This window comes from Paenarthrobacter sp. NPDC058040, assembly GCF_042885775.1.
Lineage (GTDB): Bacteria > Actinomycetota > Actinomycetes > Actinomycetales > Micrococcaceae > Arthrobacter.
Map to the genome: position 1 here is coordinate 202,528 of NZ_JBHVRN010000004.1, position 15,496 is coordinate 218,023.

A 15,496-nucleotide genomic window follows, 5' to 3' on the forward strand; every position below is an offset into this window, starting at 1 on the left:
GCACCCTAAGGAGCACAACCCCATGTCACGCCAGCTGGCTGACGCCTCAAGCGCCGAAACAACCGCAGAAAACACCCTCGAAGCCGAGAAGACTTCCCTCCTCAAGCAGCCCAAAGCCGTCTGGGCCACCGCCCTGGCAGCCGTGTTCGCGTTCATGGGCATCGGCCTGGTGGATCCGATCCTGCCCGCCATCGCCAAGAACCTTCAGGCCTCCAACAGTGAAGTCTCCCTGCTCTTCACCAGCTATTTCCTGGTCACGGCCATCGCGATGCTGATCAGCGGATTCGTGTCCTCCCGCATCGGCGGCAAGAAGACCCTGCTGATCGGCCTGGCCGTGATTGTGGTATTCGCGTCGCTTTCGGGGTTGTCGGGCAGTGTTGAGCAACTGGTGGGTTTCCGCGCCGGCTGAGGCCTGGGTAACGCGTTGTTCGTTGCGACGGCGTTGGCGGTGATTGTCGGCGTAGCCAGTGGTGGCACAGGGACCGCGATCATTCTCTACGAGGCAGCCCTTGGCCTGGGCATCTCACTCGGTCCGTTGCTGGGCGCCCTCCTGGGTGGCTGGCAGTGGCGTGCGCCGTTCTTCGGGACCGCCGTCCTCATGGCCGCCGCGTTCATCGCCCTCCTCGGCTTGCTCCCGAAGACCCCCGCTCCCGCCACGAAGGCCCGCCTCCGGGATCCGCTCCTGGCGCTTGGCCACAAGGGTTTGAGCACCACGGCTGCAAGTGCCCTGTTCTACAACTACGGCTTCTTCACCATCCTGGCCTTCACGCCCTTCATCCTCGGCATGGACGCCTACGGCATCGGAGGAGTGTTCTTCGGGTGGGGTGTTGCCGTGGCCGTGTTCTCCGTGTTCGTGGCACCCGTCCTCCAGAACCGTTTCGGCGCCGTCAAGGTGCTCACCGGCACGCTGTTCGTCCTGATGCTCGACTTGATCGGGCTGGGACTGGCGGCCGGGCACTCGGTGACTGCCGTCGTCGTGCTTGTCATCGTGGCGGGCGCCTTGCTGGGCATCAACAACACGATCTACACCGAACTGGCCATGGGTGTCTTGGACTCGCCGCGGCCGGTTGCCTCGGCAGGCTATAACTTTGTCCGCTGGATGGGTGGCGCGCTGGCGCCGTTTGCCGCAGCCCAACTTGGTGAGCATTTCGGGCCGCAGGTTCCGTTCTTCGCTGGCGCCGTGGCCATGGTGATCGCCATCCTGGTGGCGCTCGGCGGTCGGGGATACCTGGCGTCGCACGAGCCGCACCTCGTGTAGCCCCTCACCCAACTGAGTAGCAGATCAGGTCGTTCCCAGCGCTGGGAACGACCTGATCTGCTACCCAGTTGGGGACCTAGTTGGGCTCGCCTGCGGCGGGGAGCGGCGAAACCGGCGCGCCCTTGGGGACGAACAGCGTGTCCGCCTGCTCGAGGGACATGCCGTTGGTCTCGGGCACCTTGAAGATGACAAAGAAGAACGACGCCGCAGCGAACGCCGCGTACATGGCGTACGTCAGCGGCAGCGAACCTGCCGCCATGATCGGGAAGCTGAGCGTGATGGCGAAGTTGGCGATCCACTGCGCGGCGGCGGCCAGTCCCAGCGCGCGGGCGCGGATGCGGGACGGGAAGATTTCGCCCAGGAGGACCCAGACCAGGGGTCCCCAGGAAGCGCCGAAGCTGATCACGAAGACGTTCGCGGCGATCAGTGCGGCAGGTCCCCAGCCGCCGGGAAGGCTGATGTCGGAGCCCGTGCCCGTTGCCGAGGAGAACGCGACGGCCATGACCCCCAAGGAGACTGCCATGCCGATGGACCCCGTCAACAGGATGGGCCGGCGGCCAATGCGGTCCACCAGCGCAATAGCTACGAGCGTCACCAGGATGTTGGTCACGGAGGTCGCTACGGAGATGGTCAACGAGTCCTTCTCCTGGAAACCAACGGCCTTCCACAGCGTGGTGGAGTAGTAGAAGATCACGTTGATGCCCACGAACTGCTGCAGGACGGACAGGATAATGCCGATCCACACCACGGGTTGCAGTCCGAAGGCCTTGCCGCGGAGCGAGCCCTTCTTGGTGGAGAGTTCGTCCTCGTGGATTGCTTCGCGGATCTCGCGGATATGCCTGTCGATGTCCTGGCCCGGCATGATGGCCTCAAACACGGTCCGGGCCTGCTGGTCCTTGCCGTTGAGCACCAGGAAGCGCGGGGACTCGGGGAGGCGAAACGCGATGAAGCCGTAGACCGCGGCAGGGACTGCGCAGGCGATGAACATCCAGCGCCACGCCTCGATGCCCAGCCAGAACGTGTTCGAGGCGCTGCCTGCGGAGTTGGCCAGCAGGGCGTCGGATAAGAGTGCGGCGAAGATGCCCGTGGTGATGGCGAGTTGTTGCAGCGAGGCGAGCCGCCCGCGCACGTGCCGAGGCGAGATCTCCGAAATGTAGGCCGGGGCGATCACTGATGCCAGGCCAATTCCCAGGCCGCCCACCAGGCGCCAGAGGATCAGGTCCCACACGCCGAAGGCCAGCCCGGTGCCAACGGAGCTCACCAGGAAGAGGAGTGCGCCGATCTTCATCGCGGGAATGCGGCCGTAGCGGTCGGCCACCTTGCCGGCGAGGTACGCGCCGAGCGCGCAGCCCAGGAGTGCGATTGCCACGGCGAACCCCGTCACGGCCTCGCTCAGCAGGAACTCGTCCTTCATCGCGTCCACGGCGCCATTGACCACGGACGAGTCGAAACCGAACAGGAAGCCGCCCACCGCGCCCGCGACAGCCAGGCCGACCACTTTTCTGGAGACTGGGGGCACGCCTTCGGTGCTGGTGTTGGACATGGTTCTCCCTTGGGGCAGGTTGTGTTGGGGCTGCGGTGCGGAGACGTCGTCGGCTGGCCCGACGGGGACGCCGGTGCACACGCGCTACACAGTGTGGCACGCCATATCGGGCAAGTTCCAGTCACGGCCGTGGAGATGACATGCATTCACTTTGTGAACTCAATGGCGGCTGACGCTTAGCTGGACATTCGCAGGGAGCGGTCTCCGGCCGCTAGGAAGGCCCCTCAAGCCTCGATTGGATTCATTAAGTGAACATAAAGTACGACGGCGGCCCTTAAGTCAGGTGCCTGACTCAAGGGCCGCCGTCGCACCGCTTGGAGGCGAAAGCAGTCCGCTAGGAGAGTTCCTTCAACGCTTCCGTCAGGAGGGCTCCGGGCCGGCCGAGCCTCGTATGAACGCCGCGGGTGGCGAGCAGTTCTCCGCCGACCACCACGCCTGTGACGTCGCTGGCGGTGGCGCTGAAAGCCAACTGCAGGGGCCGTGAGCCAGCGGTGCGGGTGGATCCTGGATCGATAACCATGAGATCACAGACGCTGCCCACTTCGATCATGGGCCCGGCCACGGGAGTGGCCATGGACCGGGCAGCCCCGTGTGTGGCCGCCCGCAGCAGTTCCTGCGGCGTGAACCTTCCGCGCTGGCCGCTGCCCAGCCGTTCCCCGTGTTCGAGGGTGCGCATTTCGACCCATGGATCGATCACGGCGTGCTGGTCAGTCCCCAGTGCGATCGTGGCTCCGGCGTCGGAAAGTTCCCTCGCCGGACCAATCCCGTCTGCGAGGTCGGCCTCGGTGCTGGGGCACATCACCACTGTGGTGCCGGCTTGTCCAAGCAAGGAGATGTCTTCCCGCGTCAGGTGGGTGGAATGCACGGCCGAGAGCCTGTTGCTCAGCAGCCCGTGGCGCGCCAGGAGGCCGGCGGGAGTGGTGCCGTAATTCTCAAGGCAGGCCTGGTTCTCGGCGGGCTGTTCGCTCAGGTGGATGTGCAGGGGAAGATCCGCAGGCATTTGCGCGGCCACAACCTTCAGGTCCTCCTCAGGCACCGCCCGGACGGAGTGCAGGGCAGCTCCCACGCTTACCCGGTCCGCCGGGAAGCCCGCGGCAATGGCCGTACGGAGCGAGGCAAGGCGGTGCAGCCAGGCCTGGACGTCCCCGTCACCAAAGCGTGCCTGTTCGGAACTGAGCGGCGATCCTATTCCGCCGGTCAGGTAAAGGGTGTCCAGGAGGGTCAGGCGTATGCCTGCGGCCATGGCCGCGCGGGCGAGCGCCAACTCCATGGCGTGGGGTTCGGGGTAGGGTGTGCCGCCAGGCTGGTGGTGGACGTAGTGGAACTCCGCGACGCTGCTGAAGCCGGCCACGACCATTTCCGCGAAAACGGCCGTTGCAAGCTTCTCGTACTTCTCCGGGGTCAACTCCGATGCGCTTGTGTACATCTGTTCCCGCCACACCCAGAAATCTCCGCGGCCGTCATGGGTCCGGCCCCGCAAGACCCTGTGGAAGGCGTGCGAGTGCGCATTGGCAGCGGCAGGGAAGACGATGCCTTCCAGCTTGGTGTCGCCGGTTTGCGGTTGGGTGTCGGCGGTGATGCCGGTGATCCGGCCGTCCTGGGTTTCCAGGCGTACGCCGGACGCGACGTCGGCCTCCCCCAGACGCTCATGGGAGCCGAGGATGGCAGTTTCACACCAGAACGTACTCACAGGAGGCCCTCCAAAACGTTCGCAAGGGCAGTGGCTCCGGAAGAGGCGTCTTCATCGGCAACGTACTCTTCGGGGGAATGCGAGATTCCGCTCGGGTTGCGAACAAAGACCATGGCTGATGGTACGTATCCGGCCAGCACACCGGCATCGTGGCCCGCGCCGGTCGCCAGCACGGGCGCTTCCGGCAGGAGACCGCCAATTCGGCGGCTGAGTCCGGGGTCGAAGTGGACGGTCCCGCTATAGGACTCTTCAGTGAGCGTCACGTGGCAGCCTTCAGCTGCCGCGACCTGCTGTGCCACGCCATGGATCGCTTCGATGAGTCGTGCGGTCACGGCATCGTCCGGGTGGCGGGCGTCCAGCCAAAGGTCGACGCGGGATGCGATGACGTTCGTGCCACCAGGAACGGGGGTTATACGGCCTACGGTCGCCCGGGCATCGGGCTGCTTGGCCGCGGTGTCGCGCACCGCAAGGACGATCTGCGCGGCGGCTACCATGGGGTCGGCGCGGTCCGACATCAGTGTGGTGCCTGCATGGTTTCCCTGGCCGCTGACGCTGATCTTCCACCGGCCGTGGCCCAGGATTGAACTTCCGACGGCGATGGCCGGGCCATGTTGGCCAAGCCCCTTGCCTTGCTCCACGTGAAGTTCGACGAAATCACCGATCCGGGCCATGGCTTCGGGATCGGCACCGACGTGGCGTGGGTCCAGGCCATTGGCTCGTGCGACATTGGCGAAAGTTTCGCCGTCGGCGTCGCGCAGGTTCAGTGCCTTCTCGACGTCGATGGCTCCTGTCAGGAGCCTGGACCCCAGGCATGCCACGCCGAAGCGCGATCCTTCTTCCTCGGGGAAGACGGCTACTGCCAATGAGCGCCTCGGCTTGAGTCCGCGATCTTTGAGAATATCGACGGCGGCCAGTGCGGAGGCCACACCCAGTGGACCATCGAAAGCGCCGCCGCCGGGGACCGAATCCAGGTGGCTGCCGGTGACCAGGGCGCCGTCTTGGGGTTCGCCCCACCAAGCCCAGATGATGCCGTTGCGGTCGGTGTCCACGCCGAGGCCGCGTTGGGCTGCCTGTTCCTTGAACCATTCCCGGAGGTCGAGTTCGGGAGTTGAATAGACGGCCCTTGAGTAGCCCCCGCGCACTCCATCCCGGCCGACGTCCTTGATCGAGTCAAGGAGCTGATTGACGGTTTCCACGTGTTCCTCCGATGTTGACGACTGCCACCAAGTAAAAAGCAGATGCCACTACATGGCAAGGGTTTGCCGCTAGGTGAGCTGCATTTAACAGCCCGGAAACTTCGGCGACATGCGGGCGTGATGCCGAGCGACATTTTCCCGGAATTCCGCGAAATTTGCCCGCGCCTATTGCCATGCCATGAAAATTGCTTTTTACTTAGTGGCAAGACATGGTGATCCAGACCACTTGAAAGCAGGCCACTCCATGGCAGCAGATTCCTCGACCCGGACGGTAGAGCGTGCGCTCGCACTCTTGGGGGCCGTGTGCTCCGAGGGAGCGATTGCCCTGAGCGACGCCGCACGGGGAGCGGACCTGTCGCCAAGCACGGCGCTCCGCCTTCTTCGCACCCTTGAGGGCAGTGGTTTTGTTTCGCGCGACAACGACGGCAACTTCCGGCCCGGTGCCAGCATCATCCAGCTGGGTGCACTCGCCTTGGGCAAGGAATCGCTCGTCGCACTCTGCACGCCCGCCATGAAGCGACTCGTCGCTGAAACGGGCGAATCCTGTTATCTGAGCATTCCCGGGGTGGGGGACACGGGAATCTACATCGCGATCGTTGAGGGCACTCATTCGATCAGGCACTCCAGCTGGGTCGGGCGGAGCATCCCGCTCGAAGGTACAGCGTCCGGCCAGGTCCTCAAGGGCGAACAGCCCGAGCGTGGCTTTGCCGTTGTGCGGAGCGGTGTGGAGGACGACGTCACGGCGATTGCCGCTCCCGTCGTCATGGGGGGAAGGGCGGTGGCTTCCTTGAGCATCGTCGCCCCCAGCTACCGCGTGGACGAGCTGAAGGCCCTCAAGATCGGCCAGCACCTGATGGAGGAAGCCTCGGGCATCCTCACCCTGAACACCGAAATCCCTGAGCTACCCCAGGAAAGCATGGAAGCGAAATGATCAAGTTTGAAAATGTCACCAAGGCGTACCCCGACGGCACAGTCGCCGTCGACGGCCTCAACCTCGAGGCCCCGACCGGCAAGCTGACCATCCTGGTGGGCCCTTCCGGCTGCGGGAAGACCACGTCCCTCAGGATGATCAACCGCCTCATCGAACCCACCAGCGGCACCATCTACCTTGACGACGAGCCAACCTCCGGCATGGATGCAGCGTTGCTCCGCCGTCGGATCGGCTACGTCATCCAGCACGCCGGGCTGTTCCCGCACAAAACCATCGTGGACAACGTGGCCACCATGCCCGTCCTCCTCGGCGAGAGCCGGCAGAAGGCCCGGACCAAGGCGCTGGAACTCATTGAGCGCGTCGGCCTGCCCGCCAGCTTCGCCAAGCGTTACCCATGGCAGCTCTCCGGTGGCCAGCAGCAGCGCGTCGGCGTGGCCCGTGCCCTCGCTTCGGACCCGGCGTTCATGCTGATGGACGAACCCTTCAGCGCCGTGGACCCTGTGGTCCGCGGCCAGCTGCAGGACGAGTTCCTCCGCCTGCAGCGCGAGATCGGCAAGACCATCATCATGGTCACGCACGACATCGATGAGGCCCTCAAACTCGGCGACCAGGTTGCCGTGATGCGGGTAGGCGGCAAGCTGGCGCAGATGGCTTCACCGTCTGAACTCCTCACCTCGCCCGCCGACGAATTCGTTGCGGACTTCGTGGGCCGGGACCGCGGCTACCGTTCCCTGGGCTTCACCAAGACCGCCGGCAACGTGGCCATCGGTGAGGAAGCCGTAGTCCAGCTCGGTGCCACCGCTGATGAGGCCCGCGCCAAGGCGTCGGGTGCTTGGGTGTTGGTGGTCGACGGCGGCCGCAAGCCCTTGGGTTGGGTCCAGCCGGAGCTGTTCACGGGTGAGCTGAAGCGCGAACACCTGAACCTCAGCGGCATCCCCGCTGCCGCCTCCGGGACCATGCGCCAGCTGCTCGACGCCGCCCTCTCGTCACCGAGCCGCCGCGGCGTGGTGGTCAGCGAGCAAGGCGAGCTGATCGGCACCGTCACGGCCACCGACGTGGTCAAGGCCATCGAAGCCGAACCCCACCTGGAGACGGCGCGATGAACTTTGAATGGCTCGACCGCCAGTTCGACAACATCGTTTTCCTGCTCGGCTGGCACGTCCTGCTCGCCGTGATCCCGCTGATCCTGGGCCTGCTCATCGCGTTGCCGCTTGGTTGGTGGGCACACCGGAGCCGCCGGATCTACCCCCTCTTGGTAGGGATCGCGGGTCTGCTCTACACCGTCCCGTCCCTGGCGCTCTTCGTCTTGCTGCCGCTGGTTTTGGGCACCAAGATCCTGGACCCGCTGAACATCGTGGCCGCACTGACCATCTACACCGTGGCGTTGTTGGTCCGGGTTGTGGCCGATGCCCTTGATTCCGTTCCAGAGGACACTGTCCAGGCCGCGAAGGCCATGGGCTACCGCGGCTACCAAAGCCTGCTGAAGGTGGAGCTGCCTGTGGGTGTCCCCGTGATCGCCGCGGGCCTCCGAGTCGCAGCCGTCTCCAACGTCAGCCTGGTCTCGGTTGCCGCGCTGCTGGGCATCCCGCAGCTCGGGTCCCTCTTCACGCAGGGCTTCCAGCTCCGCTTTTTCACCCCGATCATCGCCGGAATCGTACTCTGCGTAGTCCTGGCCATGATCCTTGACGGGCTGATCATTCTCCTCAACCGGTGGCTGACACCGTGGACCCCCAAGGTGGTGGCATCGTGAACTACTTGTTCGACCCCGCACACTGGAGCGGCGCTGACGGCATCCCAACGCTCATCGGCGAACACCTCCTGTACTCGCTCATCGCTCTGGCCATCGCTGCAATCATCGCAGTTCCGCTGGGCATCTACATCGGCGTGACCGGCAAGGGCGTCTTCATGATCGCCGGCCTGGCCAACGCGCTCCGCGCCCTCCCCAGCGTGGGCCTCCTGATCCTGTTGGTGCTGCTGCTCTCGCCGGCGTTCCCGTCCCGCATGGGCTACATCCTGCCGAGCCTCATTGTCCTGATCCTGCTCGCCGTCCCGCCCATCCTCACCAACACTTATGCCGGCGTGCGCGCGGTGGATGCTGCCGCCGTCGACGCTGCAAAGGGCATGGGCTTCCGGCCCATGAAGATCCTCACGGATGTCCAGTTGCCGTGTTCCCTTCCGCTGGTTTTGTCCGGTATCCGCAGCGCGCTGCTGCAGATCATCTCGACGGCGACCATCGCCGCCTACATTTCGCTCGGCGGCCTCGGCCGCCTCCTGATCGACGGCAAGGCCCAGAACGACTACAGCCAAATGGTGGCCGGCGCCGTCCTCGTTGCACTGCTGGCACTGTTCTTCGACCAGTTGCTCGCCTTCATTACCCGCCGCGTAGTCTCACCAGGACTGACCCGGCGCACCATCAAGTCGGCTCCCGTGGCCGAACCCGTGAAGACCCCCGTCACGGTCTAAGCACCACCTTGCGCCGGCATGCCGGTGCGGAAGCTTCACCTCCACCCACCCCCACCTGGCCGCCGCATGCCCTGCGCGAGCCATTTCCAGGAGAGTCGACATGAAGAAGTACCTGACCGGTTTCACCCTCGCGGCCGTTGCTGCGATCAGCTTGAGCGCCTGTGGGGGAGGAGACCCCATGAGCTCGTCCAACACGGCTGCGGCCGGCGCCTCCACCGACAGCATCATCGTCGGCTCCGCGGATTTCCCGGAGAGCCAGCTCATCGCCAAGATCTACGCCGAGGCCCTGAAAGCCAAGGGCGTGAACGTCACGGAGAAGCCCAGCATCGGCAGTCGCGAAGTCACCATCCCCGCTCTCAAGGACGGTTCCATCGACCTGATGCCAGAGTACGGCGGTGCCCTCCTCCAGTACCTGGACTCCTCCACCAAGGCAGTCTCCTCCGAGGAAGTGGAGAAGGAACTTGCCACCAAGATTCCGTCAGGCCTGACTTTGCTGGAGGCCTCAGACGCCCAGGACAAGGATGTCCTCGCCGTCAAAAAGGAAACCGCCGACAAGCACAACCTCAAGACCATCGAGGACCTCCAGCCGGTGGCCAAGGAGCTCGTCCTGGGCGGCCCGCCGGAGTGGAAGACCCGCGTGAACGGCGTTGCCGGCCTCAAGTCCGTTTACAACCTCGAGTTCAAGGAATTCTCCGCGCTCGACGCCGGTGGGCCGCTGACGCTGAACGCCCTGCTTTCCGGGCAGGTACAGGTGGCGGACCTCTTCAGCACCGACCCGGCGCTGAAGGACAACAACCTGGTGGCACTGGAAGACAACAAGAACCTCTTCCTGTCCGAGAACATCGTTCCGGTCATCAACCAGAAGAAGTCCACGGCCACCGTCAAGGAAACCCTGGATAAGGTCTCTGCCGCGCTGACCACCGACGACCTCATTTCCATGAACGGCCGAGTGGCCAAGTTCGAGGACATCGGCGAGATCGCCAAGGAATGGCTCAAGAGCAAGAACCTGGGCTAGTCCCTGCGGTTCGATTTAGAGGAGTAAAGACATGACTGCCGATTTCACTACTGGAGCCCGCCCGGTCAAGGCTGCCCGGGGTACGGAGCTTACTGCCAAGTCGTGGCAGACCGAGGCGCCGTTGCGTATGTTGATGAACAACCTGGACCCTGAGGTTGCTGAGCGTCCGGATGACCTGGTGGTTTATGGGGGTACGGGCCGGGCGGTGCGTTCGTGGGCTGCGTTTGATGCGATCACCCGGACGCTGGAGACCATGGAGAAGGACGAGACCCTCCTGGTCCAGTCCGGTAAGCCGGTGGGTGTGTTCCGCACCAACGAGTGGGCTCCGCGGGTGTTGTTGGCGAACTCGAATCTGGTGGGGGACTGGGCGACGTGGCCTGAGTTCCGCCGCTTGGAGGCTGAGGGCCTGACGATGTACGGGCAGATGACGGCCGGGTCGTGGATTTACATCGGCACCCAGGGCATCCTGCAGGGCACCTACGAAACCTTTGCCGCCGTCGGGAACAAACTCGTCGCGGAGGGCCGCCACCCAGCACCTGCGCCGGAGGGCACTGAGGAGGGTTCCCTTGCCGGGACCCTGACCCTGACCGGTGGGTGCGGTGGCATGGGCGGCGCCCAGCCGCTGGCCGTCACGTTGAATGATGGTGCCTGCCTGATCGTGGATGTGGACGAGACGCGCCTGCGCCGCCGTGCCGGGAAGCGGTACCTGGACGAGGTCGAAACGGACCTGGACACCGCGATCGCGAAGGTCAACAAGGCCAAGGCCGAGCGGCGTGGCTGGTCCGTGGGGTACGTGGGCAACGCCGCGGAGGTGTTCCCGGAGCTCCTCCGCCGCCACAAGGCCGGGGAGCTGACCATCGACGTCGTCACCGACCAGACCAGTGCACACGACCCGTTGTCCTACCTGCCCGAGGGCATCACGGTGGCGGAGTGGCACACGGAAGCCGCAGCCGATCCGGAAGGGTTCACGAAGAAGGCCCAGGCCTCCATGGCCAGGCACGTGCAGGCGATGGTGGAGTTCCAGGACGCCGGGGCCGAGGTCTTCGATTACGGCAACTCGATCCGGGATGAGGCCCGCAAGGGCGGCTATGACAGGGCGTTTGAGTTCCCCGGGTTCGTTCCTGCGTATATCCGTCCGTTGTTCTGTGAGGGCCTGGGCCCGTTCCGCTGGGTCGCGCTGTCCGGTGACCCGGAGGACATCCGGGTCACGGATGAGGCCATCAAGGAACTCTTCCCGGAGAACAAGCACCTGCACAAATGGATCGACGCCGCCGCGGAGCGGGTGGAGTTCGAAGGCCTGCCGGCCCGGATTTGCTGGCTCGGGTACGGCGAACGCCACCAGGCCGGGCTGCTCTTCAACAAGCTTGTTGCTGAGGGCAAGGTCAAGGCCCCGATCGTGATCGGCCGGGACCACCTCGACTCCGGTTCCGTCGCTTCCCCGTACCGGGAGACCGAGTCCATGAAGGACGGCTCGGACGCGATCGCTGACTGGCCGCTGCTGAACGCCCTCACGGCTGCGTCTTCGGGGGCGACGTGGGTGTCCATCCACCACGGCGGCGGGGTCGGGATCGGCCGGTCCATCCACACCGGCCAGGTCTCCGTCGCTGACGGCACCGAACTCGCCGCGGCGAAACTGACCGCTCTGCTGACCAACGACCCCGGCATGGGCGTCATCCGCCACGCCGACGCCGGCTACGAACGCGCCATCGACGTCGCCCACGAACGCGGCGTCCGCATCCCCATGGAAGCCGCAGGCTCAACGCAGGCTCCCGCCAGTGTGGCCCCGGAAGGCGAGTAAGTGACTGCGTCCATGAGCCCGCAAGCTCCACTGGCCTCTGCGGACCGGGATTCCGAACGGACCGATACGGCTCCGTGTCCACGGATTCCGGCCCGGCCGACGCAGAAAGCCTGGAACCCGGTTCGCTTCGCACCGGAAACCGACTAGCCCGCAGTTGTGGTTGCCGAGCATTCCACGGCAACCACAACTGCCGCTCTGTTGGGCGCGGTACCACGAATGAAAGGATCGCTCCATGATTGAGATCGATGGCCGGAACCTTGCCTTGGCGGACATCGTGGCCGTCGCCGACGGCTCGCCCGTGAGCTTGGCGCCCGCAGCTTTGGCTCGCATGGAGGCTTCCCAAGAGTCCGCTGTGGCAACTGCTTCCCGACGGCCGGTGTATGGCCGTTCGACGGGAGTCGGGGCAAACAGAACAGTGGCTTTGACCGAGGCCGGAGGCGCCGACACCCACGGCCTCAAACTCCTCCGAAGCCATGCCGTGGACGCGGGTGAGTCACTGGATCGCCGGACAGTCCGGGCCATGATGGTGGTCAGGTTGTCCCAACTGGCTGCGGGCGGATCCGGGATCAGCCCGGTCATTGCAGAAGCACTGGCTGGGATGATCAATGCGGACGTCGTCCCGGAAGTCAGGGAGTTCGGCGGCATCGGGACGGCTGATCTGCCGGCCCTCGCCGGAACGGCTTTGACCATGCTCGGGGAACGCTTGCCCTTGGGCGGAGGCAACGCTCCTTTTGTACTTGAAACGTGGCCAACGTCAGACGCCCTTCCCTTCATCAGTTCCAGCGCGCTCACCATCGCCCAGGCCGTCTTGGCCCATCAACGGTTGGCCGGACTGCTGACGAATGCCATGGCGGTGGCAAGCCTGTCCTTCATAGCCATGTCGGGCAACCCTGAAGCGCTGAGCCCTGCCGTGGCGGCCGCCGCTGACAGCCCGGCAATAACGACGGCGGCCAATACCTTGCGTGCCTTGGTTGAGGGCAGCGGCCCATCAGCCCGGATCCAGGACCCGTATTGCCTGCGGACCCTTCCGCAGATTTTCGGATCCCAGGCTGAGGAGCTGGATGCCCTGGGAGCGCTTTTGGAGCGGCTCGTCGTGGCCGCCAACGAGAACCCCCTCGTGCACGGATCACCCGCCGAAGGCAGCAACGATGTTGCCCATCATGGGCTGTTCCAAATGACCAGCCTCGCCAAGCGAATCGACACGCTGAACCTCGCCATTGGGGCAGCCTGCGCCACGCACCTGCGCCGGATCGACCTGCTTTGCGACCCCGCCTACACCGGGCTGCACCCTTTCCTCGCCGAGGATGGTTCCGGCCAGTCCGGCGTCATGATGCTTGAATACGTGGCCGCAGCAGCGGTGGGCAGGATCCGGGCGAATGCCCAACCTGCGAGCCTCCAGACCGTGGTGTTGTCCCTCGGCGCGGAGGAGGACGCCAGCTTCGCCAGCCTTGCCGCGGCCCAGCTGGAATCCACCGCCGACGCCCTGGCGACAGTCACCGCCGTCGAACTGGTGTGTGCGGTCCGGGCGCTCCGGCTTCAGGGCAAGGTTCCGGAGGACTTCCCGAGCGCCACGCTGAGGAACGTGCTCAGCGCAGGGTTCGATCTGCCGGAGGACGTGGGTGACCGGGACCTCCGGGACGATGTGGAGCAGGCCCTGCGGCTGGTCCGGGAACGCCTCTGACCGCAGCCTGCATCGGGCGTCGCCGGCAGGGCCGCGCCGGCCCGAGCCAAGGCACAAAACGGCGGGCAGTCCTCGTGGGACTGTCCGCCGTTTCGGGTGTTCGCTCAGGAGATTCCAGAACGCAGCTGCTGGATCAATCAGCGTCCAGGCCGCCGCTTCGGTGCCGGGATCAGTGCGCGGGCACGGACTCCTTGGCCGCCGACTTGGGGTCGGTGAGCTTCTTGTTGGGCAAAGCGAAACTGATCAGGAAGGCGATGACCATCAATCCTGCCGCCGTGAGCATCACGGTGTCGATGGCTTGTGCGAAGCCCTCGGTGATAGGCCGGGTCAACGTGCTGTTGGCCGCGTGCAGCCAGCTGGTGTCGTTGAGGGAGTCGTTGCTGGCGCCGTTCTTGAAGAAGTCGAACAGCTTGGCGTTCGCGGGATCGGAGGCCACAGCCGGGTCCTTCAGCACGGCTTGGTAATCCGGGCTGGAAGCGGCGGTCTTCATACCGTCCGCGATCTTGTCCGCGGCCAGGCTGAACAACATGGAGATGAACACTGCGGTGCCCACGGCTCCACCCATGGAACGGAAGAACGCAGCCGTGGACGTACCCACGCCCATGTCCTTGGGCGGGACGGAGACCTGCATGGCGAGCGTGAGTGGCTGCATGCAGAAGCCCAGGCCAACGCCGAAGAAGACGGCAATCAGGCCAGGAACCCAGAGGCCGGTGTCGACGCCCAGCACCAGGCCCATGACCACGGCGGCAGCCGCCAGCGTAGCCGTGCCGAGGATCGGGAAGACGCGGTAAACGCCGGAGGAGGAAATCGTCCGGCCGGCCGTGATGGAACCGAACAGGATGCCGACGGTGAAGGTGATCATCATCAGGCCGGCTTCGGTGGGTGTGAGGCCCTTGACCAGCTGGAGGTACATGGGCAGCATGGCGATCGCGCCGAACATGCCGATACCGATGATGAAGTTCAACAGCGATGACAGCCCGAAGGTCGCGTTCTTGAACAGACGGAGCGGGATCAGGGCGTAGTCCCCGGCGCGCTTCTCTGCGAACAGGAATGCTGCGATGCCCACCACGCCGAGTCCGTAGCAGAGCCACGAACCACCGGAGGCCCAACCCCATACGCGGCCCTGTTCTGCTACAAGGAGCAGCGGAACAATGGCCAGGGTGATCGCAGCGGCACCCCAGTAGTCGATCTTCTGCTTCACGTGCCGGGCGGGCAGGTGCAGGAACAGGAACACAACCACAAGGGCGGCAAGGCCGATTGGCAGGTTGATGAAGAAGACCCAGCGCCATCCGTCGAAGCCGAGGATGTTCGACGCACCGGCAAAGGCACCACCAATGACCGGTCCCAGCACGGATGAGATGCCGAAAACGGACATGAAGTAGCCCTGGTACTTGGCCCGGTCCTTCAAGGCCACGATGTCGCCGATGATGGTCAGCGCAAGGGCCAGCAAGCCGCCGGCACCGAGGCCCTGCACGCCGCGGGCGATCGCGAGCTCAGTCATGGAATGGACCGACCCCGCGTACAGGGAGCCCGCCAGGAAGATCAGAATGGCGGCCAGATAAAGCGGACGGCGACCGAAGATGTCACTGAGCTTGCCGTACAGCGGCGTGCTGACGGTGGACGTGATGAGGTACGCGGTGGTGGCCCACGCCTGGAGGGACAAGCCGTCGAGGTCGTTGGCGATGGTGTAGATGGACGTGGACACGATGGTCTGGTCCAGCGAGGACAGGAACATGCCGAGCATGAGTCCCACCATGACGGTGAGCGTCTGACGATGCGTCAGCACCTCACCGGCGGCCCGGACGGGCGCAGAGTTGGACATATCTTCTCCATGAGAGGCAGGCGTGGGTTTTAAGCAGGATAGTTGCTTTCAGTAACTATCCTAAGGCCTGTTTGATTCCCGGGTTGCCAAACTTTTTTC

The 15,496-nt window shown here is 64.9% G+C and carries 11 protein-coding genes and 1 pseudogene; 8 read left to right on the forward strand and 4 right to left on the reverse strand.

Annotated elements, in window-relative coordinates:
• Positions 1 to 22: 22 nt before the first annotated feature.
• A pseudogene (locus tag ACFVSJ_RS07230) lies at positions 23 to 1,258 on the forward strand (MFS transporter).
• A 76-nt stretch (positions 1,259 to 1,334) separates the two neighbouring features.
• Here the strand turns inward: ACFVSJ_RS07230 and ACFVSJ_RS07235 are convergent.
• The 3 genes from ACFVSJ_RS07235 to ACFVSJ_RS07245 form a co-directional block, all read right to left on the reverse strand.
• The gene (locus tag ACFVSJ_RS07235) at positions 1,335 to 2,801 is read right to left on the reverse strand and encodes a sugar porter family MFS transporter (RefSeq protein ID WP_387435486.1); all 1,467 of its coding nucleotides are present in this window, start codon (positions 2,799 to 2,801) and stop codon (positions 1,335 to 1,337) included.
• A gap of 334 nt (positions 2,802 to 3,135) precedes the next feature.
• Positions 3,136 to 4,491 (reverse strand): formimidoylglutamate deiminase, encoded by a 1,356-nt coding sequence (locus tag ACFVSJ_RS07240; protein WP_387435487.1) that lies wholly within the window; start codon positions 4,489 to 4,491, stop codon positions 3,136 to 3,138.
• Positions 4,488 to 5,687 carry an allantoate amidohydrolase gene (locus tag ACFVSJ_RS07245; RefSeq protein ID WP_387435489.1) on the reverse strand — a complete coding sequence of 400 codons (1,200 nt, stop codon included), beginning with the start codon at positions 5,685 to 5,687 and terminating at the stop codon, positions 4,488 to 4,490. Before ACFVSJ_RS07245 ends, ACFVSJ_RS07240 begins: the two co-directional genes overlap by 4 nt.
• Positions 5,688 to 5,931: 244 nt before the next feature.
• Here ACFVSJ_RS07245 and ACFVSJ_RS07250 point away from each other — a divergent pair, with 244 nt between their 5' ends.
• The 7 genes from ACFVSJ_RS07250 (at position 5,932) to ACFVSJ_RS07280 (ending at position 13,575) form a co-directional block, all read left to right on the forward strand.
• Entirely contained in the window at positions 5,932 to 6,618 is a 687-nt protein-coding gene (locus ACFVSJ_RS07250) for an IclR family transcriptional regulator (RefSeq protein WP_387435490.1), read from the forward strand.
• Complete coding sequence (locus ACFVSJ_RS07255; protein ID WP_387435492.1) at positions 6,615 to 7,721, forward strand: ABC transporter ATP-binding protein; 1,107 nt, start codon at positions 6,615 to 6,617, stop codon at positions 7,719 to 7,721. Before ACFVSJ_RS07250 ends, ACFVSJ_RS07255 begins: the two co-directional genes overlap by 4 nt.
• Positions 7,718 to 8,368 (forward strand): ABC transporter permease, encoded by a 651-nt coding sequence (locus ACFVSJ_RS07260; protein ID WP_387435494.1) that lies wholly within the window; start codon positions 7,718 to 7,720, stop codon positions 8,366 to 8,368. Before ACFVSJ_RS07255 ends, ACFVSJ_RS07260 begins: the two co-directional genes overlap by 4 nt.
• Entirely contained in the window at positions 8,329 to 9,081 is a 753-nt protein-coding gene (locus ACFVSJ_RS07265; protein WP_387435495.1) for an ABC transporter permease, read from the forward strand. Before ACFVSJ_RS07260 ends, ACFVSJ_RS07265 begins: the two co-directional genes overlap by 40 nt.
• A 100-nt stretch (positions 9,082 to 9,181) precedes the next feature.
• On the forward strand, positions 9,182 to 10,096 hold the full coding sequence (locus ACFVSJ_RS07270) for an ABC transporter substrate-binding protein (protein WP_387435497.1): 915 nt from the start codon (positions 9,182 to 9,184) through the stop codon (positions 10,094 to 10,096).
• 31 nt (positions 10,097 to 10,127) lie between these two features.
• A complete protein-coding gene (locus ACFVSJ_RS07275) occupies positions 10,128 to 11,894 on the forward strand; it encodes a urocanate hydratase (protein WP_387435498.1) in 1,767 nt (588 codons plus the stop codon).
• 232 nt (positions 11,895 to 12,126) lie between these two features.
• The gene (locus ACFVSJ_RS07280; RefSeq protein WP_387435499.1) at positions 12,127 to 13,575 is read left to right on the forward strand and encodes an aromatic amino acid lyase; all 1,449 of its coding nucleotides are present in this window, start codon (positions 12,127 to 12,129) and stop codon (positions 13,573 to 13,575) included.
• 169 nt (positions 13,576 to 13,744) lie between these two features.
• On the opposite strand, the gene ACFVSJ_RS07285 is transcribed toward ACFVSJ_RS07280, so the two are convergent.
• Positions 13,745 to 15,397 carry an MDR family MFS transporter gene (locus ACFVSJ_RS07285; RefSeq protein ID WP_387435501.1) on the reverse strand — a complete coding sequence of 551 codons (1,653 nt, stop codon included), beginning with the start codon at positions 15,395 to 15,397 and terminating at the stop codon, positions 13,745 to 13,747.
• Positions 15,398 to 15,496: the final 99 nt, after the last annotated feature.

Bases quoted from the DNA above. Each gene is read 5' to 3' on its own strand.
- ACFVSJ_RS07260 (WP_387435494.1), top strand. From the start codon at position 7,718: ATGAACTTTGAATGGCTCGACCGCCAGTTCGACAACATCGTTTTCCTG.
- ACFVSJ_RS07275 (WP_387435498.1), top strand. From the start codon at position 10,128: ATGACTGCCGATTTCACTACTGGAGCCCGCCCGGTCAAGGCTGCCCGG.
- ACFVSJ_RS07280 (WP_387435499.1), top strand. From the start codon at position 12,127: ATGATTGAGATCGATGGCCGGAACCTTGCCTTGGCGGACATCGTGGCC.
- ACFVSJ_RS07255 (WP_387435492.1), top strand. From the start codon at position 6,615: ATGATCAAGTTTGAAAATGTCACCAAGGCGTACCCCGACGGCACAGTC.
- ACFVSJ_RS07250 (WP_387435490.1), top strand. From the start codon at position 5,932: ATGGCAGCAGATTCCTCGACCCGGACGGTAGAGCGTGCGCTCGCACTC.
- ACFVSJ_RS07235 (WP_387435486.1), bottom strand. From the start codon at position 2,801: ATGTCCAACACCAGCACCGAAGGCGTGCCCCCAGTCTCCAGAAAAGTG.
- ACFVSJ_RS07285 (WP_387435501.1), bottom strand. From the start codon at position 15,397: ATGTCCAACTCTGCGCCCGTCCGGGCCGCCGGTGAGGTGCTGACGCAT.
- ACFVSJ_RS07270 (WP_387435497.1), top strand. From the start codon at position 9,182: ATGAAGAAGTACCTGACCGGTTTCACCCTCGCGGCCGTTGCTGCGATC.